Below are 19,747 nucleotides of genomic sequence, written 5' to 3' on the forward strand. Positions count from 1 at the left end.
GCAATGTCTAAGCCTCTTGGCAAGCCCGATCGTATTGTCGTCGCCCTTGGCGGCAACGCCCTCGGCAACAACCCCGTCGAGCAGATCGAGGCCGTGAGCAACACCGCCCACGCACTCCTTGGTCTCATCGAGCAGGGTAACGAGATCATCATCACCCACGGCAACGGCCCGCAGGTCGGCATGATCCAGAATGCCTTCGCCGCCGCCCACGACGCCATCGGCACCCCCGAGATGCCGCTGCCCGAGTGCGGCGCCATGTCCCAGGGCTACATTGGTTATCACCTGCAGCAGGGCATCGGCCGCGAGATGCACAAGCGCTATAAGCGTTGGCACGCCGCCACCGTCGTCACCCAGATCGAGTGCGATCCCGACGATCCCGCGTTCAAGAACCCGACCAAGCCGATCGGCCCCTTCTACACCGAGGAGCAGGCCAAGGAGTTCATGGCCGAGGATCCCTCCAAGGTCTTCGTCGAGGATTCCGGCCGCGGCTGGCGCCGCGTCGTCGCCTCCCCCGATCCCAAGAAGATCGTCGAGGCCGACTCCATCCTCAACCTGCTCGACAACGAGTTCATCGTCATCGCCTGCGGTGGCGGCGGCATTCCCGTCGTCCGCGACTACGAGAACAAGGGTTGCTACAAGGGCGTTCCCGCCGTCATCGACAAGGACCTGGGCGGCGAGCTGCTGGCCGAGGACTGCGACGCCGACGTTCTGTTCCTGCTGACTGCCGTTGAGCATGTCGCCATCAACTTTGGCAAGCCCAACCAGGAGGAGCTCGAGGACCTCACCGCCGACGAGGCCGAGCGCCTGGCCGACGAGGGCCAGTTCGGTAAGGGTTCCATGGAGCCCAAGGTCCGTGCTGCCATCAAGTTCGCCCGTTCCCGCAAGGGCCGCACCTGCATTATCGGCGCCCTGGACAAGGCCGCCGAGACCATGGCCGGCCTCTCCGGTACCCGCATCCACGAGTAGTCTCTACTCTGTTGCCTCTCTTGTGGGCGCCAGGCAAAGCGCCCACAAACTAGCCTCTCTTCATGAGCCCCGCAGTCCGCTCCGACTGCGGGGCTTTTGCTATTGAGGTGACTGTTCATGAGAAGCGCTGAAGACCGCGGAAACCCGGCACTTGGGGACGTTCCTTTTCTGCCGGCATCTTGGGACAGTCCTTTTCGGCAGCGCGAGCGGTCGTCTGCAAAGACCGTCCCCAGTGGCTAGTCATTTAATGGCTGGTCATTTAAGTCTGTCCCCAATGACTAGTAGTAGGCCCACATGGCTTCGATTTCGTTGAGGGCTTCTACGACCCCCCAACGGCGGGCGCTACGGCTGGGCGAATTGGGATCGTAGACACCGATTTGGTCGGCGTCGTCAATGCCGTAGAGGACGATGTAATGACCCACGTTGGTAAACGTGCCGGGACGCACGACGGCGATTACGGGGGCACCCGAGCGCAAGGCCTGGGCCATCGAGTCTCGGTTGTTGTAGAGCTGCGTCCCGTTAAGCCCCAGCTGCGCGGCGCCGCTCGTCATAAACGACCACTCGGTGGCACCGGTGGGGGCATAGTTGCCCGCCTCGGAAAGGGCGCACATATCGACCGGTGTCATATCGGTGCGCCCCGTTTTAAAGATGTAGATCATGGTGAGGCAGGTGGGTCCGCAGCCGTTTTGGCGGATAGTTCCGCCGGCGTAGGGCAGCTCCGACCATGCGGGGTCGATCTGGTAGATATGCGGAATGGTGCCGGCACTCCACTGCGAACGTGGGGTCGAAAAAGCAAACGAGTAGCCGGGTGCGACTGGGGCTTTGAGGAGCTTTTCCTCGGCGGTGGGCTCTAGGCCGGCAGAGCCATGCGAGGCACACGACCCCAGATACACAAATGCCAGACATGCCATGATGGAGCACAGGGCAAGACAGAGACGATGAATCTGCGGATTGGCGGCCCGGCCGCGTCCCAGCGGCCGTGGCTGCTTTGCGCCGCGTCCGCCGCGGGGCTTCGAAAAGAAACGGCTGATGTGGTTGTCAGACTTTCGCCGATCGATTTTCTGCCGCCGAGGCACTTCGGCCCGGCGTTGACGGGTACCCGAGCATGGGCGACCCGCCTGACGCGTGCTGGTATTCTGCGGCATAGACGACGAGGGGCGATCCTGCGGACGCTGCGGCCCGTCGTTGTCAAAAACACTCCTGGATGCTGGCGTGGTACGCCCGGCAAGGCGAACGTTTCGCTGTCGTTCGCCGCCGTTGTATTCGTATGCCATTTGCACCGCCTCGTCTCATGTATAACCCGTCCATCCTACAAAAAAGACGTGCAGCAAATGAGGACATACACCAAAACCTCGGTAAGCGGCATGGACGGGAGCGAGCCTAGCGTCATAAAGCGACGCCCTCCGCGAGCGATTGAGTCGCGTCATCAAAACGGACGCCCGCACCGAGTGGCGCCCCTCGCCGTTCGTCCCAAAAACGGCGCCGCTCGTTTTGCAGTTCTGCCTTCGGTCGAGCTACGAGTGGCGTTGCTGTGCCAAGGCCGTATCTTAAAGCCATGAAATAAAAAGTGCGCGGCAAAACAGGCCGTGCAAGGGGTGACGCCAAGGGGCGTCAGAAAGGAAAGGAGGGGAACAATGGCGGACAAGAACGCAGAAGTTGCAGTCGAGGATACCGGTGGCATGAAGAAAACGCTTTCGCTCTGGAACTTCTTCACCATCGGTTTCGGTGCCATCATCGGTACCGGTTGGGTTCTGCAGGTCGGCGACTGGATGGTCGTGGGCGGCGGTCCCGTTCCCGCTATGATCGCATTCCTCTTGGGTGCAATCTTCCTCGTGCCCGTCGGAGCTGTTTTCGGTGAGCTTACGGCTGCTATCCCCATCTCGGGCGGCATCGTCGAGTATGTCGATCGTAGCTTTGGCCGTACGCTGAGCTACATCACCGGTTGGCTCCTGGCCCTGGGCAACGGCATCCTGTGCCCGTGGGAGGCCATTGCCATTTCGACTCTCGTGTCCGAGATGTTCGGTAGCCTGCCCGGTCTTGAGTGGCTGCGCGCCGTCAAGCTCTACACCATCCTGGGCGCCGACGTTTACCTGTTCCCGACGCTGATCGCGCTTGGCTTTGCAGTCTACGTCATCTTCCTCAATTTCCGCGGTGCCAGCTCGGCCGCCAAGCTCCAAGCCTTCCTGACCAAGGCCCTGCTCTGCGGCATGCTACTCGCCATGGGCGTCTCGCTGTTCACCGGCTCGCCGAACAACGCCATGCCTGTGTTCTCCCAGGTCGCCGGTGCTGGCGGCGGTAAGGCCGCCACCGAGGGCACCAGCCTGTTCGCCGGTATCGTGTCGGTCCTGGTTCTGACCCCGTTCTTCTACGCCGGTTTCGACACCATTCCTCAGCAGGCTGAGGAAGCAGCCGAGGGCCTTAACTGGAACAAGTTCGGCAAGATCATCTCCCTGGCCCTGCTGGCCGCCGGCGGCTTCTACATGGTCTGCATTTACTCGTTCGGCACTATCCTTGACTGGCATGAGTTTGTTAAGAGCCCGGTTCCCGCGCTTGCCTGTCTTAAGGGCATCAACATGCTCCTGTACCTGGCCATGCTCGTCATCGCCACGCTTGGACCCATGGGCCCGATGAACTCCTTCTACGGCGCCACGAGCCGCATTATGCTCGCCATGGGCCGCAAGGGCCAGCTGCCCGAGAAGTTTGCCGAGGTCGATCCCAATTCCGGCGCTCCCAAGCTCGCCTGCGTCGTTCTGGCCATCATCACCGTCGTCGGTCCGTTCCTGGGCAAGAACATGCTCATCCCTCTGACCAATGTGTCGGCGCTCGCCTTCATCTTCTCTTGCGGCATGGTCGCTCTTGCCTGCCTGCGCATGCGCTTCACCGAGCCCGACCTACCTCGTCCCTACGAGGTGCCCGGCGGCAAGTTTGGCATCAGCCTCGCCATCGCTGCCTGCGCCATCATCATCGGCCTGCTCGTGATTCCGTTCTCTCCCGCCTCCCTCAACATGGTGGAGTGGAGCATCGTGATCGGCTGGTTGGCTATTGGCCTGGCTCTCATGGCTTTCACCAATTCCCGTAAAAAGTAACGCCGAGCCGGGGCGGATTGGGTGCGCGGTGCCCTCTCTCCCGCGTACCGAACCCGGCGTCACTTGGGTAGCTTTGTGAGGCCTTAACCCAACACGGCCTCACCCACTATATGGATCCATAAGGAGGAACCATGTCCACTAAGTATGCAATCGTTGGCGGCAAGCTCATCGACGGTACCGGTGCCGAGCCGGTCGAGAACTCCCTCGTTCTCGTCGACGATAACGGCAAGATCGAGTACGCCGGTGTTATGCAGGACCTTCCCGAGGGCGTTGAGGTTATCGACGCCGCCGGCAAGACTGTCCTTCCCGGCCTGATCGACACCCACCTGCACTTCTCGGGCAACCTGACCGACGATGACACCGATTGGGTCATGCAGCCGCTCCTCGAGAAGCAGGCCGTCGCCGTCAAGCAGGCCTACGACTGCCTCACCCACGGCCTCACCACCGTCTGCGAGATCGGCCGCTTTGGTATCCAGATTCGCGACTGCATCGACAAGGGCGTCTTTAAGGGTCCGCGCGTTCTGGCCACCGGCCTCGGCTTCTGCCGTGTTGCCGGTCACGGTGACTCCCACCACTGCACCCAGGAGCTCAACAAGGAATCCCATCCCTGGGGCGACCAGGTCGACGGTCCTTGGGATCTGCGCAAGGCCGTCCGTCGTCGCCTGCGCGAGAACCCCGATGCCATCAAGATCTGGGCTACCGGTGGCGGCATCTGGCGCTGGGACTCCGGTCGCGACCAGCACTATTGCTCCGAGGAGATCCAGGCCGTGGTCGAAGAGGCCAAGATGGTCGGTATCCCCGTGTGGAGCCACTGCTACAACAACCACGCCGCTGCCTACGATTCCGTTCGCTTTGGCTGCGAGCAGCTGATTCACGGCTTCGATATCGATGAGTGCACCATGGACCTCATGGCCGAGCAGGGCACCTTCTTCACCCCGACGATCGCCTTCCTGCCCACCTGGTACGCCACCTATCCTCCCGTCTATGTCCCCGAGCTGCACGACAAGTACGAGGGTACCCTGGTCGAGAAGGAGCTGCAGCGCAACTATGACTGCCTGCGCGAGGCCAAGAAGCGCGGCGTCGTCATGACGATCGGCTCTGACTCCTTCTCCTTCGTCACCCCGTACGGCACCTGCTCCATCGAGGAGATGTACGAGTTCGTCGACAAGATCGGCTTCACCCCGGTCGAGACCATCACCTGCGCCACCCTCAACGGTGCCAAGATGTGCCACATCGAGGACGAGACCGGTTCCATCGAGGCCGGCAAGTGCGCCGACCTGCTGGTCGTCAACGGTGACGTCGCCGCCGACATCCACGTGCTCAACACCGACAACATGGACGTCATCATGAAGGACGGCTGGATTGTCGAGGCCGGCACCTTCGGCGAGCCAAACAAGTACAGCGCCTAGAGTTCATCATCGAGCTAAGAGAAAGGGGCTCTGTGAGCCCCTTTCTAAAGATGCGATATGCAATGTACCTGGCGATTACAAAACGAGCATTAGAACGGTGACAAACGAAACGGTAATCACGGTAAGCAAGGCCATGTATTTGGCGGCCGTCTTGATGTAAGTTGCGTAGCTTACCTGAGCAAGCTCGAGACCGGCCATGATGGATCCACAAGTGGGAGTAATCATGGCTACGACACCATGTGTGGCGAGGTAGATTGCGATCATGGCTTCGGGGGCAAAGCCCAGCGATGCCGCCAACGGTCCCATGATGGGCATGGAAACGGTTGCCATGCCGGTGCTCGAGGGGATCAAGAAGGATAACGCAAAGTACAGGGCGTACGAGAGCGGCGCGAACACTGCGGCGGATACGCCGGCGAGCGCGTTGGCGGCGTTGGTGAGGATCCACACGTCGAGTCCGGTGATGGACATGAGTACGGAGACGCCGCGGGCAACGGCGACGACGAGCGCGACGGAAACCAGGTCGGCACAGCCATGAAGGATAGTATCGACGAGCTCTTTCTCCTGCATGCCGGCAACCTTGCCGATGATGATCGTCATCGTGAAGAACCAGATGCCGCATTCGGTAAAGTACCACTGGCCAAGCGGTAGGCCGGTCAAAAGCGCGCTCCATGCGGTGCTGAGGTCATCGCCTGTGGCGCCGATATCAAATAGGCCAACTCCGAACGTCTGCCACGGAATAAAGCCGATAATCATGACGACAAACGTGAGGGCGAAGAGAACAAGAACGCGCTTTTGAATCTTGGAAAGCTCGACGTGCGTGTCCTCGGCGGAATCGCCGTCCTTATCGCCGTAGAGGCGTTCTGCGGTCTTCCATTCCTCGGGGGTGAGCGATGAGGCGGCGCGGTCGGCGCGAACGCGCTTGGCATACCGCATGACAAAAATGATGCCCGAAATCTCGGCAATGGCGAACATTGCCAGGCCGATACCGATCATGAGTCCCTGGTCATAGGGGATGCCGGCCGCCTTGAGAGCATCGAGTGCGAGTCCGGTCGAAAACGGGTTGACCGTCGACCCCAAAACGCCAAGGCCGCAGCCCATCAGGACGACCATGCATCCTACGAGCGGATCCCAGCCCATGGCAAACGTGACCGATGCCAGGAGCAGGTAGAAGGGGACGGATTCCTCGAGCATGCCGTATGTGGATCCGCAGATGCCAAAAGCGAGCATGAGAACGGGGACGAGCAACAGGTCGTTGCTGCCCAGCCTGCGGACGAGCACGGCGATGCCGGTGTCGAGTGCGCCCGTTTTTTGGACGACGCCCAAAAAGCCGCCGAGCACAAGAATGAACACGCAGACCTGCATGGCGCTCTCGAAGCCCAAGAAGGGGGAGGCCATAAAGTTGCCAAGAGTTGCAGCCTGCACATCGGGACTAAATGACGAAACGACCCACGAGGCGATGGCCACGAGCAGCAGGCAGCCAAAGAGGATGGTAAAAGATGATGGCATCTGGCGTGGCTTGCGCTCTTTGCCAGATGCGGCAGCCTTATCGAACATACCGAGCTCCTTCACGACGAAACACGTCCCCGCGAGGGGGATGCGCCTCTAAATTTAGTGGTGAGGTCTTGACTCTGTTGTCGACTTGAAGGCTGCACCCTTCATGTCGGGGAAGCGATGCGTTTAATAATACGTGCATCACATATCAATGGTATCATCTGGGGAGTATGTGAGAACGTCTTTGGCGGCATGTATTCCGCAAACGAGCCGACCTATCGGTAAACGTACAATGCGATATACGTTATTGCATATATATGCAGGTACTTTAAAGGACTATCCCCTAAAGATCCCTTTGCTGTTGGTCTTGTGGCCCCTGCTATTTAGGTTTGTGGTGACTGTATGTCGCTTTAGCGATAGGGGGGAGCAATAAAACGGGATGAAGGTCAGACCTTCATCTCGTTGGGCCACATGTTTTGGAAACCGTTTGGACTCCTACAGCACGTTTGCGACGGGAACGTCGTTAACCAGCTTGAAAAGCTGGTCCTTTTCACCCTTTAGGAAATGACCGATGTTGTTGCACGGGAAGATCATGAGGTCGCGCAACGATGAAGACGAATAGAACGCGGAGTGCGGCGTGATAATCACGTTGTCGCGGCCGACGAGCGGATGATTGGCAAGGTCGGGGGTCTCGTCGTAGAGCACATCGGCGCCAAATGCGCGAATCTGGCCCGAGTCGAGCGCCTCGATAAGAGCGGGCTCGTCCATGCAGAGGCCACGGCCCAGATTGATCACGATCGGCTTTTTCTTCATCTTGGCGAACTTCTCGGCATCAAAGTAATGGTAGTTCGTCTCGTTGAGGTTCATATGATTGATGATGATGTCGGCCTCGGCCAATACCTCATCGATTTCTGCCTGTTCAACACCGTTTTGCTCAAAGAGATCCTGATCGATAAACGGGTCGTTGGACACAATGCGCTTGACGAGGCCCTTGGCTTTGCGGGCGGTGCACTTGCCGATTTTTCCAAAGCCAAAGATGCCGAGCGTTTGGTCTTCTAGGCGAGGGACTTCGGGCGCCGCCGCGTAGTCCCAGCGATGCTCTTGCTCGATCTGCCCGATGTAGAACTTAAAGTTCTTGTTGAGGGCATACATGTAGGCGATGGCGCTTTCGGAAACATCCCAGGTGCAGTACTCGCCGACGGGGCAGACTCCGACGCCGCGCGCGGTAGCCTCGTCCATGTCGACGTTGTCGTAGCCGGTTGCGTTAATGGCGATAACTTTAAGCTTGGGGGCGTGCTCGAACGCTTCCTTGTCTACCTTGATGAACGCAGTGAGCAGGGCGTCGGCGTCGGCAAGGTGCTCATAAAACTCCTCGCGCGCCTCGTCGGTATACGCGTAGACCTCAACATCGATATCCTCACCCAGATGGGATTTGAGGGTCTCAGTCTCGAGGTCGTGCTGGGGCATCATGCTCTCGGCATAATCGCTGATCAGGATCTTCATGGGTGTTTCCTTTCCCCTTTGAGGGGCTTGTGGGTAAAAAGGGGCGCCGCTGCGCCGGAATCCAGCAGAGCGGCGCCCCATGAGAGGCTCGGACAAACTGTCCAGGCGAAACGTTCGGACTACGGACGCTCGATCGGCTGGGTCAGGCAGTGCGGACCGCCACCGGCGTGCAGAATCTGGTCGAGCGGCACGTCGATGACCTCGATGCCCAGGGCGCGCATCTTGTCGTTAATGTGCTTGTTCTTCTCGATGGCGATGACCTTGTTGTTGCCGATGCACTGGACGTTGCAGCCGTGCTTGTACATATCCTCACTGGCGACGGGGATGAGCTCAAAGCCGCGGCGCTTGAGCATCTGCAGGAAGTTATAGGGCAGCTGGTCAATGCAGGCGAGTGCAACTTGGGGGGCGACGATGTTAAAGATCATGTCGAGGTGCAGGTTGTCGGGCGGGCAGGGAACGCCAACGACGGTATAGCCAAACTTCTCGAGCTGATGGCGGAGGCTGGCGACTCCCTGTTCATCGGTACGATCGACCATGCCCCAGGCGAGCGTATGCTCATCGATCATCCAGAAGTCGCCACCCTCCATGCAGCCTGCGTTAACGCGGGCGACGATGGGGACACCCATCTCCTTGAGCTTTGCCTCATAGGACTGGGCCTCGATCTGGCGGACCGGATGACGGAAGTGGCCCATGACGGCGCCTTCCTTGATCATGCAGCCGTAGTCGCGGGCAAAGGTCATGACCTCGTACTTGGGGTTAGCTTCGACCTCGACGACCTCGATGCCGTTATCCTTGTAGGCGTCAACGAGCATCTGCCATTCCTTGACCATGATGTCGTTTTGCTCGGTGTCGCCCTTCTTCATCCACTCGGAAGTGATGACGTTGATGCCGTTGAAGGTGTAGTACTTCGGCGAGCACATCATGACCTTTTTGAGCGGATTGGTGGCGTTGGAGACGTAGATTTTCTCTTCAGACATGGCAGGTTCCTTTCTGTAAGACCTTACATACCTTAGGTGGAATGCGCGCGGCGGGAAAAACGGAGGGGCTTGCCCGCCGCGCGAGAATCCCCGCGGGGGAGGGCGCCTAGAGCATCACGAGGACGCAGAGGAAGGCGCAGCAGGCGGCGAACAGGATGGCGACGATGGGGGCGATCTTCTTGACCCAGTCGCCGTAGCTCATGTGCGCCGCGGCCGTGCACGTCATGACGACGATGGAGCACGGGGTGATCATCTTGGCCAGGCCGAGCGCCATGAGGTAGATGATGACCATGATGTAGACGTCGACGCCGGCGAAGGTGGACAGCGTGCCCATGATGCCCATGGTGGCGGCGGCCAGACCGGTGGAGCTGGGGATCAGGCAGGCGATGAGGAAGTAGCAGACCAGGGCGACGACGACGAAGGCGAAGGGCGGCAGGGAGGCAAGCGCGTTCTCGCACATGTTGAGGATGGACGGGGTGATCTGGCCGTTGTCCATGACGACTTGGATGCCGCGGGCCAGCGGCACGACGAAGGCGGTGGAGACCAGGCCGGAAGCGCCCTTGAGAATCGTGTCGATGATGGCGTCGGCGTCATAGCGCATAACCACGCCGATAAGGATGACCATGATCAGGGTGATCATCGAGAGTTCGGGGAAGTACCAATTCCCGAAGGCGGTGATGTCGGTGCCCAGGATGTTGCGCAGGACCGGGGTGGCGGCGATCCAGGCGGTAAAGTCCTCGAAGAATGTCCACTCGGGATTGAGAGAGGTCCAGGGAGTCAAGCCGACAATCATAAAAGCGAAGGTGAGTACGAACAGTACGAGCGCGCCCTTCTGACGACCAGTGAGGGTGAGGTCCTCGTCGTCGGCGGCGGGGAACTCCTTGAGGTCCTGCTCGCGGCGGAAGAACTGGACGGACTTCTCGGGATGCGCCTTGATCTTGTCGGCATAGCGGCAGATGAGAAGGATGACAAGGCCGGTGAAGATGATGAACATCGCGATGCGGGGAATCATGCCCTCGCCGGGGGAGATGCCGGCGATGCCCGATGCGATACCCGTGGAGAACGGGTTGATGATCGAGGAGAGGCAGCCGATCTGGGTGCCGAGGACGACAATCATGATCGCGGTGACCGTATCGAGGCCGAGTGCCAGGATGACGGGCACGAACATCAGGAAGTAGACGATGCCTTCCTCATAGGCGCCTTCGAGTGTGCCGAAGAAGGCCATTAGGATAACGAGGATGGCGATGAGCGCATGCATGTTGTTCTGATTGGCTATGGTGATGCGCTTAATGGCCGTCTTGAGGGCGCAAGTGCGATCCATCATCTCGAGCAAGCTGCCGAACAGCATGATGGTGAGGGAGATGGAAATGGCGCCGGAGACTGTGCCGCCACCGAGCATGCCGGTGATGGGTGCCATGAAGATGTCCCAGAGGCCCTGGGGGTTGCTCTCGACCACGTGGTAGGTGCCGGCGATGGCGTCGCCGCCCTCGGAGAGCTCGTAGGCTCCGCCGGGGACGAACCAGGTCAGGAGGGCGATGAAGGCGATGACGGCGAACAGGATCACGTACGTGTTCGGCATCTGGAATTTCTTCTTCGCCGTCTTTTCCTTAATTTCTTCAGCCATGGTGTGTTTCCTTACATGAGGCGCCGCGGCCCGGAGGGGGCGGGTCGCGGCGTGCGGTCGGTCCGTGGCGCGGCTAGACGCGCGGGATATAGAGGTTGCCGAGGGTCGCGGCCATGATGGCCTTGATGGTGTGCATGCGGTTCTCGGCCTCCTCGAAGCAGCGGGAGTGCTCGCTGTAGATCACGTCGTCGGTGCACTCCATCGCCTCGATGCCGTGCTCCTCCTTGATCTTGGCGGCGTACTCGGTCTCGGCGTTGTGGAAGGCCGGGAGGCAGTGCAGGAAGATCCAGTCGGGGTTCTCGATGTGGGAGACGAGCTCGGCGTTGACCTGGAACGGGGACATCAGGCGGACGCGCTCAGCGAACTGGGACTCCTCGCCCATGGCCGCCCAGACGTTGGTATAGACGGCGTCGGCGCCGCGGACGGCGTCCACGGGGTCGTTGGTGACGCGGATGGTGGCGCCGGACTCGGCGGCGAACTCCTGCGCGAGGGCGACGATCTCGGGGTCGGGCTCGAGCTCCTTGGGTGTGGCGTTGACGTAGTTCACGCCCAGAATGGCGGAGGTGATCATGAGAGAGTTCTGGACGTTGTTGCGACCCTGGCCGCAGTAGGCGAGCGTGAGGCCCTCGAGCTCGCCGAAGTGCTCCTTGATGGTCATGAAGTCGGCCAGCATCTGGGTGGGGTGTTCGCGGTCGGTGAGGCCGTTCCACACAGGGACGCCGGAATACTTGGCGAGCTGTTCGACGTGATCCTGCTTGAAGCCGCGGAACTCGATGGCGTCGAACATGGAGCCGAGCACCTTGGCGGTGTCGAGGACTGTCTCCTTCTTGCCCAGCTGGATGTCGCCCTTGCCCAGGTACTCCGGATGGGCGCCCAGGTCGATGCAGGCGGTGGTGAAGGCGGCGCGGGTGCGCGTGGAGGTCTTCTCGAAGAGGAGCGCGACGTTCTTGCCCTCGAGGTAGCGGTGCGGGATGTTGCGCTTCTTGAGGTCCTTGAGGTGCTCGGCGAAGCCGATGAGCCACATCAGCTCGTCCTTGGTGTAGTCCCTCGTGGAGAGCAGGTGGCGACCCTGGAAAACCGATTCAGTCATAGTTTGTCCCCTTTCATCGGTTCTTGCCCTATCCCCGACGGACGCCCGCGCGGGCCCCTCCAGACAGGTCAGGCGTTTCGTTCGCCCCGGTTGGGGCATCGATACCTGTTATCGGGTGCCGGTGCAGCGGCACGTCGAATCCATGACTCAAAGTCTAGGAGCGCCAAGATGTCGCGTCTTTGGTGCCAACTCAAAGTCTTCTAGGGGTCTATTTGTCACTATTTACAAATGAACAGGTTTTAGGAGCGATTGAGGACTTGTATGGCCAATCATTTAGGCATATTCAGAGTCATTTTGTGAGATATAACGATTTGGCTCAGCTTGTTTTATCTGTTGAGGAATGCAAGCGAAAGGAAGACGAGTAACTCGCGATCGCGTGAGTCGCTCATGTCGAGGAGTGTGCGAATACGCCGCAGACGGTATCGGACGGTGTTGGGGTGTTGATGCAGGTGCTTAGCGGTGTCGACGATATCGCCGCTGCAGTGCACAAAGGCGCGTGCCGTCTGGACTAGTTCGGTAGAGTTTTGTGCGTCATATTTTTCGATACGGCTACGGAAGCCCCGTGCGGTGCGCTCGAACATGGGGTTGGTCTGAGCCGCGTACGAGAAGGCGTCCATTGACAGGTCCGACCACTCGAGTCTGCGTGTTCCACGCAGATGGGCTTCGTTGAGCAGGATAGTTGCCTGGCGAATAGAGATATCAGCCTCGCCCAAGGGTACTAGGTCGCCCACGCCATAATAGTTGACGCCAACGCCTCGAATCGCATTCTCCAGGTCATGGAAGATGTCATCATGCTGTTCATCGATAGCGTACGAGACAAAAACCAGTAGTGCGTCGTGGTATCGAAATGCGCAAGCGTTTTGGACCTCTTCGTGCCGCTGACGAAACGAGTTGAGAAAATCGTTAAGTGTATCTTGAATTGCGTACAGTGAGCATCGGTCATCCTTTTCAGCCGAGATGGCGATGCAACGCATCGTCGAGCCGGTAAGACCTGCCAGTTTGTTGATTTCTTGCCGTACTTGAGACTTCGATCTTCCCACCAAGAACTGATCAACGGCATCGCTTTTGTCAGATGCGTCAAGATCGCGTTGAAGGAGATTGAGCGATTCGAAAGCGACGCGTTCGTGGTAAGCACCGGAATAGAGGTACACCGGGACACCCATACGCACACTTGCTCGGGCGACTGCATCGGTGAAGCAAGGCGAGTACACGCGTTTGACCGCAATGGCTGCGACGCGCCGCTCGATCATGGCAATGAGCGACGCGTCGGAGAGGGCGGGGTCATCGTAGCAAAAGCCTAGATTGGTGAGGATGAACTCGCCGGGCATGTACGCGTCGTAGCCGTTGATCGAGGGAGGGCAATCTAGGATGCCGACGTTGTAGACGCGGTGTTCTCCGGCGTCTTTGATAGGCGCGACTAGGTTGATTTGCTCAAATGCCGGTAGGGCCAAAATATCGGCGACTGTAATCATGGGTGTCTCCGTGTGACGTGAGGCTGTTTAATGGATGCGAGGCAAGCGCTGCCTGTTCATTAGATGGTATGACGGGAATTGGGTGCGAGGTGCACATGTTGATATTAAACGATAACCCCTGCTCCATATCGGGGCCGCAGTGGAGAAGGCGTGGGCAGTGGAAAAGACTGGCTGCAGTCTGCATGCCATCGTTTGCCGACGCGGGTTTGGCATGGCCGCGCGGTGGGCATAATGGGTGACATCGAATGAAATCGAAAGGATCATTATGCCTGCGCTTATTACGCATCATCTGTTTGGCGAGGAAAGCATCGATCGTCTGCCGCAGGGCGTCATTACGTCCGACGAGGAACGCATTGCCTTTATCCTGGGCAACCAGGGTCCCGACCCGTTTTTCTTCCACATCCTGACGCCGCGCGTTTCCGACTGCACGCTGCTGGCGCAGGCCATGCATCGCTCGCGCATGTCGCGCCAGTTCTCGTGCCTGCGCGACGGCGTGTCCCATCTGCTCCCGCGCGATGCCAACTTGGGCCGCGCCTTTGCGCTGGGCCTGCTGTCGCACTACGTGCTCGACCGTAATGCCCACCCCTTTGTCTACGAGCAGCAGTTTGGCATTGTCGAGTCCGATCCCGAGCTGGGGGATTCGGGCAGCCAGGTCCATGCGGTGCTCGAAAGTGACCTGGACGTGTTGATGCTGCAGCTCAAGCGCGACGGGGCCACGGTCGAGGACTATCCGCCGGCGGGCGAGATCGTCACCACCGACCGCATCAATCGCGTGGCTGGCGTGCTGATGAGCTATGTTGCCGGGCGTGTGTACGGTATCGATATCCCAGCGGGGGAGTACGGTGCCGCCGTTGCCGACATGCAGCTGCTCTATCGCGCCATTGAACCGGCGGGCTCGGCCAAGACGCGTGCAATTGCCCTGGTCGAGGGTCTAGTACACGACTACTCCCTGCTCGATGGCCTTGCTCACCGCGTGACGACCGAGCCGCCCGAGCGCACCGGCAATCTGGGCCATCTGACGTGGAAGAATCCCTTTACCGATGAGGTCTCGAACGAGAGTTTCCCCGAGGTCTTTGACCGCGCGCTGGTCGATTACGAGTGCACGGTCACCCGCTTTATCGAGACCGGCGATATGGAGGCCGTGACCGGCCATATCAACTACAGCGGTCGCGTGCTCGGCGCTGATGAAGAGTTCGACCGCGAGGAGTAGGGCTCGTGCGTGCCCCTTTGCCGAATCCTTACCGGTGCCTCTGTGCAATTGGGGTACGATAAATGGACTGCATATCGGGCGAATACGAAGGGTCCCTGTCCATGAAATACACCAAGCTCGAGCGTAACTGGGTTATGTACGATGTGGGCAATTCGGCCCTCGTGTTGCTCAACACCTCGGTGGTGCCCATCTACTTTAACGCCATCAATACCGGTGCCTCCTCGGCCGACCTGGTAGTCGCTTGGGGTAGCGCGCAGACGATTGCCTCGCTGGTCATTGCCATGCTCATGCCCATTCTGGGCGCGCTTGCCGATTACGCCGGCAACAAGATCAAGTTCTTCTTGGGCTTCTTCCTCACGGGCTTGGTGCTTTGCCTGGCGCAGGCTATCCCAATGTCCGCCATGGCATTTTTGACCGTGTACGTGCTGTGCACCATCGGCCTTAACTCTTCTATGACGTTCTATGACGCCATGCTGCCCGACATTACCACCGACGAGCGCATGGACGCCGTGTCCAGCTCGGGCTATGCCTGGGGCTACATCGGTTCCACCGTGCCGTTCATCATCTGTCTGGCGCTTATCATGGGTGGTCCCGCTCTTGGCGTCCCCACCATGCTGGCAACGCGTCTGTCGTTTGTCATCACTGGTGCCTGGTGGCTCATCTTTACCCTGCCGCTCATTCGCACCTATAAGCAAAAGTACGGTCGCGAGCGCGGTCCCGAGGACACCATCGGCCACATCGTGGGCGGCGTGTTCTCCGAGGTCGTACACACCATGCGCGAGATCGCCCACAACAAGACCGTGCTGGTCTACATGATCGCGTTCTTCTTCTACATCGACGGTGTGCACACGGTCATTTCCATGGCAACCAGCTACGGTTCGGCTCTGGGCATCGACTCGACCCAGCTGGTACTGGCCCTGCTCGTTACACAGTTCGTGGCCTTTCCGTCCGCCATCATCTACGGCAAGCTCGCCGGACGCGTGGGCACGCTCAACATGATCCTGGTGGCGGTCGCCGCCTACATGGGCATTGTGCTGTTCGCCGCGTTTTTCCTCAAGACCGCCTTTGAATTCTGGGTGCTTGCCATTATGGTCGGCCTGTTCCAGGGTGGCGTGCAGGCACTCAGCCGTAGCTACTTTGGCCGCATCATCCCCAAGGAAAAGTCCAACGAGTACTACGGCTTCTTTGACATCTTTGGGCGCTATGCAAGCGTTATGGGCACCTTTCTGGTGTCGGTCGTCACCTCGCTGACCGGCAACCCGTCGCTGGGCGTTCTTTCCATTGCTGTGCTGCTGGTCGTTGGCTTTATGCTGCTGGCCCGCCTGTCTCGCATGACTCGAGCGGCAGAGCATGCCGCATAGGAGCGAGCGGCTATTGTGCCTGTCTGCGGTACTCTTTTGGGGTTATCCGCAATAAACATTGCGACTTGCGAGCAATGATTTGCCCAAGTGGGTATGATGGAATCAGCTAGGTCGCGGGGCGTCGCCTGTGTTTGGCGGCGCCTCGTTTTTGTGTTGCAGGGAGGGAAGGCATGAACGCCACGGTTGTGATTCCAACATATTGGGCGGGCGATGATGCCCATGCAAACGCTCCCGGTGTCTATGACCACTCGACGAATCTCAACGCCGCCAATCCCGAGCTCGATCGCTGTCTTGCTTCGCTCGAGCAGGTACGCGATATTCCGCGAATCATCCTTTTGGTGGTCTGTCCCATCTCGGCCACGGCGGATGTGTCGAAGCGCGTACGCGAAATCGTCGACGCGCACCCTACGCTCAAAGTTACCGTAGTCACCAATACCCAGGCATCGCGTATCGCCGACCGCGTAGCGCAGATTGCGCCCAAGGGTTCGGGAGAATGCGTGAGCCTGCGCGGCTATGGCGCCATCCGCAATATGGGACTTGCCTGTGCCGCCGTGCTGGGTCACGATGCCGTCATCTTTTTGGATGACGACGAGACTGTCATCGATGCCGACTTTATGAAACGCGCGACTTACGCGTTGGGGCAGCAGACGCGTCAGGGCCTGCCAATCTTGGTTAAGAGCGGCTACTTTTACGATCGAGACGGATCGCCGCTGGCCCCCACGGACAAGGTGGGCATCTGCCACCGTTGGTGGACCAAGCGTATCGAGTTCAATCGCTGGATGAAAAAGGCGCTCTCGGGTACCCGTATTTCGCGTTCAAACTATGTGTGCGGCGGCCTTATGGCCCTCCATGCCCGCGCCTTTACCCGCGTGGCATTTGACCCGTTTATCACTCGTGGCGAGGACCTGGACTACCTCTTTAATATGCGCATATTTGGCTACGACGTATGGTTTGATAACGAGTGGACCGTGCGCCATCTGCCGCCCGAGTCCGAGAAACGCTCGCCGCGCTTTATGCAGGACGTGTACCGTTGGTACTACGAACGTGCCAAGCTAACGTTTGCCGCGCATCAGAAAGAGCTCATTCCCGTTACAGCCGCGTCTCTCATGCCCTATCCGGGCCCGTGGATTTCGCGCGAGCTTGACGATCGCGTGCGTAAGACTGCCATGGTCCGCAGCATTTTTACCCGCGAGCACGAGGGATACCTACGCATTTGGCGCCACGGTATTGACGAGGCCAGGACCTACGCACGCCAAAACGCCGCAAGCTACCTGCGTTTCCAGAGCTTCTGGCCCAAGATTATGGATGGGCTCTGGCGTGACGCCCAGCTGACCAGCATCCTGGAGGGGACTGAATGATCGACCGCCGCGCCCAGCGCGATAGTTCAATGTCAATCTTTCGCATCATTGCCGTATCCTGCGCCATTTGTGTGCTGGTGTACTTTGTTTTTGCCCTGGCGACTGGAATCGAGCCAATCGCGACCGTGGTCGCCTGTACGCTGCTATGCATCTTCCTGTGTATCTTTATCTTTTTGACGCTCAATCCCGATTCGGTTCGCTCGCAGTACACCGAGGAGACGCTCTCGGTGGCCTCGGCCATGCTCGAGGACATTAAAGGCGGTCTGACGCAGGAGTCAGCACGTCTGGTGTGCCAGCGCATTTTGCCCGAGACACGCGCCATGACAGTTGCCGTTACCGACGAGAGCAACGTACTGGCCTGCGCGGGCGAGTTTGAGGAAAAGCTGCTGCCCAATTCTCCCATTCATACGCTCGCCACGCGCTACGTCATCGAACACGGTATCGTCCAGTCGTTCAACCGCGTGGTGGACGTGGTGGGTTCGGATGGCTCACACAACCAGGTCCCCGCTGGCATCATCGCACCCATCAAGGTGGGCGACCGCACCGTCGGCACGCTCAAGTTTTATTACAAGACCCTGCGTGCCGTCGACCGTACCCAGTATGCGCTCGCCTCGGGTTTTGCCGAAATCCTGTCCACGCAGCTCGCCATTCACGAGCTCGAGGTGCAAAAGGAGCTCACGGCCCGTGCCGAGGTGCGTGCCCTGCAGGCGCAGATTAACCCGCACTTCCTGTTCAACACGCTCAACACCATCGCATCGTTTACGCGTACCGACCCGCTGCGCGCCCGCGAGCTGCTGCGCGAGTTCTCTTCGTTCTATCGCGCAACGCTCGACAATTCGGGCTCCCTCATTCCCGTGTCGCGCGAGGTCGCACAGACCAAGCGCTACCTGACGTTTGAGAAGGCGCGCTTTGGCGAGGATCGCGTGCTGGCGACCTTTGACGTGTCCGAGGACGTCGAGGACACGCTGGTTCCGGCATTTGTGATCCAACCGATTGTCGAGAACGCCGTGCGTCACGGCATGGGTGATGCCAGTGCGCTGAAGATTGACGTGACGGTGCGCAGGGATGGTGACGATGCGATTTTGATTTCGGTGGCCGATGACGGTGTGGGCATGGACGAGGGCATCGCTGCCAGACTGTTTGACGAGCGCTCTGCCCGTCCCGACGCCAGCTCCCCGCAGGGTGGCGGCGCCGGCGTTGCCATGCACAATATTTCGGAGCGCATTCATCGCTTTTATGGGCCGCACTCCTATACGCGCGTCGAATCGGCGCCGGGTAAGGGCGCTAAAGTGCTCCTACATCTCGATTTGTCGGAGAGCATCTTCGACATTCAAGAGTAGAATAATTGGTCACGGGCTTAACGCCGGTTGGCGTATGCCCGACGTAGTTAGTTGACGAAAGGTTTTATCCCCATGCTGCGTGCGATGATTGTGGATGATGAGGCCCCGGCCCGTTCGGAACTTCGCTTCTTGCTCGAGCAGACGGGCAAGATCGGCACGATCACAGAAGCGTCGAGCGTTCGCTCCGCCATCGAGATGCTTATGGAGAGCCGCGTTGATGTCGTGTTCCTCGATATTTCGATGCCTGGCGCTTCGGGTCTGCAACTTGCCGAGGCGCTGCATAAGCTTAAGAATCCGCCGGCGATCGTGTTTGTGACCGCGTACAGCGATCATGCGGTTGAGGCGTTTGATGTGGATGCCGTCGACTATCTGATGAAGCCGGTAGAGGAAGCCCGCCTGGATCGTGCAATCGAGAAGGTCATGCAGCGCACGAAGCCCGTTGCGGACAGCAAGGTGACCATCGAGCGCATCCCGGTGGAGAAGGGCGGCCGCAAGGTGCTCATCCCCGTGGACGACATTCGCTTCATTATGGCCAAGGACGATTACTCCTGTATCTATACCGTCGACGACCGTTTTTTGTCGACGACCTCGCTGGCACAGTTCGAGGCCAAGCTCTGTGATTTTGGCTTCTTCCGCGTTCACCGCCGCTATATCGTTAACTTGGCGTGTGTTACCGACGTCGAGACGGTCCCCTCGGGCGCTATCCAGCTGGGCATTACGGGCGTCGACGAACGCGTACCGGTTTCGCGCCGTCGCGTCGTACCGCTCAAGAAGGCCCTGAGCCTCTAGCACACCGGCCCCGCAGCCCTGTAGACCAAAATCGTCTGCGGAGCCGCGGGGCTTTTTGTATGAATGCACCA

Annotated in this window: 15 protein-coding genes; 8 read left to right on the forward strand and 7 right to left on the reverse strand. The window is 59.4% G+C overall.

The window, feature by feature from the left end:
- The first annotated feature begins 3 nt into the window (after nt 1-3).
- Nucleotides 4-966 carry a carbamate kinase gene (gene arcC, locus ACTQ40_RS05795; RefSeq protein ID WP_006235166.1) on the forward strand — a complete coding sequence of 321 codons (963 nt, stop codon included), beginning with the start codon at nt 4-6 and terminating at the stop codon, nt 964-966.
- Between the two features lie 278 nt (nt 967-1,244).
- Here arcC and ACTQ40_RS05800 read toward each other — a convergent pair whose 3' ends face one another.
- Nucleotides 1,245-1,877 carry a C39 family peptidase gene (locus ACTQ40_RS05800; protein WP_441563582.1) on the reverse strand — a complete coding sequence of 211 codons (633 nt, stop codon included), beginning with the start codon at nt 1,875-1,877 and terminating at the stop codon, nt 1,245-1,247.
- A gap of 723 nt (nt 1,878-2,600) precedes the next feature.
- Between ACTQ40_RS05800 and ACTQ40_RS05805 the strand changes: the two genes are divergently transcribed.
- The gene (locus ACTQ40_RS05805; RefSeq protein WP_427719517.1) at nt 2,601-4,052 is read left to right on the forward strand and encodes an APC family permease; all 1,452 of its coding nucleotides are present in this window, start codon (nt 2,601-2,603) and stop codon (nt 4,050-4,052) included.
- Nucleotides 4,053-4,183: 131 nt separating this feature from the next.
- Nucleotides 4,184-5,461 carry an amidohydrolase family protein gene (locus tag ACTQ40_RS05810; protein ID WP_441563583.1) on the forward strand — a complete coding sequence of 426 codons (1,278 nt, stop codon included), beginning with the start codon at nt 4,184-4,186 and terminating at the stop codon, nt 5,459-5,461.
- Between the two features lie 75 nt (nt 5,462-5,536).
- Here the strand turns inward: ACTQ40_RS05810 and ACTQ40_RS05815 are convergent, their stop codons facing one another.
- From ACTQ40_RS05815 to ACTQ40_RS05840, 6 genes are all read right to left on the reverse strand, one after another.
- A complete protein-coding gene (locus ACTQ40_RS05815) occupies nt 5,537-7,015 on the reverse strand; it encodes a YfcC family protein (RefSeq protein WP_441563584.1) in 1,479 nt (492 codons plus the stop codon).
- A 432-nt stretch (nt 7,016-7,447) separates the two neighbouring features.
- Nucleotides 7,448-8,455, reverse strand: coding sequence for an NAD(P)-dependent oxidoreductase (locus tag ACTQ40_RS05820; RefSeq protein ID WP_441057219.1), 1,008 nt, complete (start codon nt 8,453-8,455; stop codon nt 7,448-7,450).
- Between the two features lie 119 nt (nt 8,456-8,574).
- Nucleotides 8,575-9,432, reverse strand: a complete 858-nt coding sequence (locus ACTQ40_RS05825) for a dimethylarginine dimethylaminohydrolase family protein (RefSeq protein WP_441057221.1) — start codon at nt 9,430-9,432, stop codon at nt 8,575-8,577.
- A 106-nt stretch (nt 9,433-9,538) separates the two neighbouring features.
- Nucleotides 9,539-11,056, reverse strand: coding sequence for a YfcC family protein (locus tag ACTQ40_RS05830; RefSeq protein WP_441057223.1), 1,518 nt, complete (start codon nt 11,054-11,056; stop codon nt 9,539-9,541).
- 73 nt (nt 11,057-11,129) lie between these two features.
- Nucleotides 11,130-12,146 carry an ornithine carbamoyltransferase gene (gene argF / locus ACTQ40_RS05835; RefSeq protein WP_441057225.1) on the reverse strand — a complete coding sequence of 339 codons (1,017 nt, stop codon included), beginning with the start codon at nt 12,144-12,146 and terminating at the stop codon, nt 11,130-11,132.
- Nucleotides 12,147-12,472: 326 nt separating this feature from the next.
- On the reverse strand, nt 12,473-13,618 hold the full coding sequence (locus ACTQ40_RS05840) for a helix-turn-helix domain-containing protein (RefSeq protein WP_441057227.1): 1,146 nt from the start codon (nt 13,616-13,618) through the stop codon (nt 12,473-12,475).
- Between the two features lie 265 nt (nt 13,619-13,883).
- Between ACTQ40_RS05840 and ACTQ40_RS05845 the strand changes: the two genes are divergently transcribed.
- The 5 genes from ACTQ40_RS05845 (at nt 13,884) to ACTQ40_RS05865 (ending at nt 19,676) form a co-directional block, all read left to right on the forward strand.
- Nucleotides 13,884-14,828: a zinc dependent phospholipase C family protein gene (locus ACTQ40_RS05845; RefSeq protein WP_441563585.1), complete on the forward strand. Its 945-nt coding sequence runs from the start codon at nt 13,884-13,886 to the stop codon at nt 14,826-14,828.
- A 101-nt stretch (nt 14,829-14,929) separates the two neighbouring features.
- Nucleotides 14,930-16,189, forward strand: coding sequence for an MFS transporter (locus tag ACTQ40_RS05850; protein ID WP_427719512.1), 1,260 nt, complete (start codon nt 14,930-14,932; stop codon nt 16,187-16,189).
- A gap of 170 nt (nt 16,190-16,359) precedes the next feature.
- The gene (locus tag ACTQ40_RS05855) at nt 16,360-17,547 is read left to right on the forward strand and encodes a glycosyltransferase (protein WP_441563586.1); all 1,188 of its coding nucleotides are present in this window, start codon (nt 16,360-16,362) and stop codon (nt 17,545-17,547) included.
- The gene (locus ACTQ40_RS05860; RefSeq protein WP_441057233.1) at nt 17,544-18,887 is read left to right on the forward strand and encodes a histidine kinase; all 1,344 of its coding nucleotides are present in this window, start codon (nt 17,544-17,546) and stop codon (nt 18,885-18,887) included. Before ACTQ40_RS05855 ends, ACTQ40_RS05860 begins: the two co-directional genes overlap by 4 nt.
- A 72-nt stretch (nt 18,888-18,959) precedes the next feature.
- Complete coding sequence (locus ACTQ40_RS05865) at nt 18,960-19,676, forward strand: LytR/AlgR family response regulator transcription factor (RefSeq protein WP_154518646.1); 717 nt, start codon at nt 18,960-18,962, stop codon at nt 19,674-19,676.
- The last annotated feature ends 71 nt before the right edge of the window (nt 19,677-19,747 follow it).

It is taken from the genome of Collinsella sp. Sow4_D11, assembly GCF_052116465.1.
Taxonomy (GTDB): domain Bacteria; phylum Actinomycetota; class Coriobacteriia; order Coriobacteriales; family Coriobacteriaceae; genus Collinsella.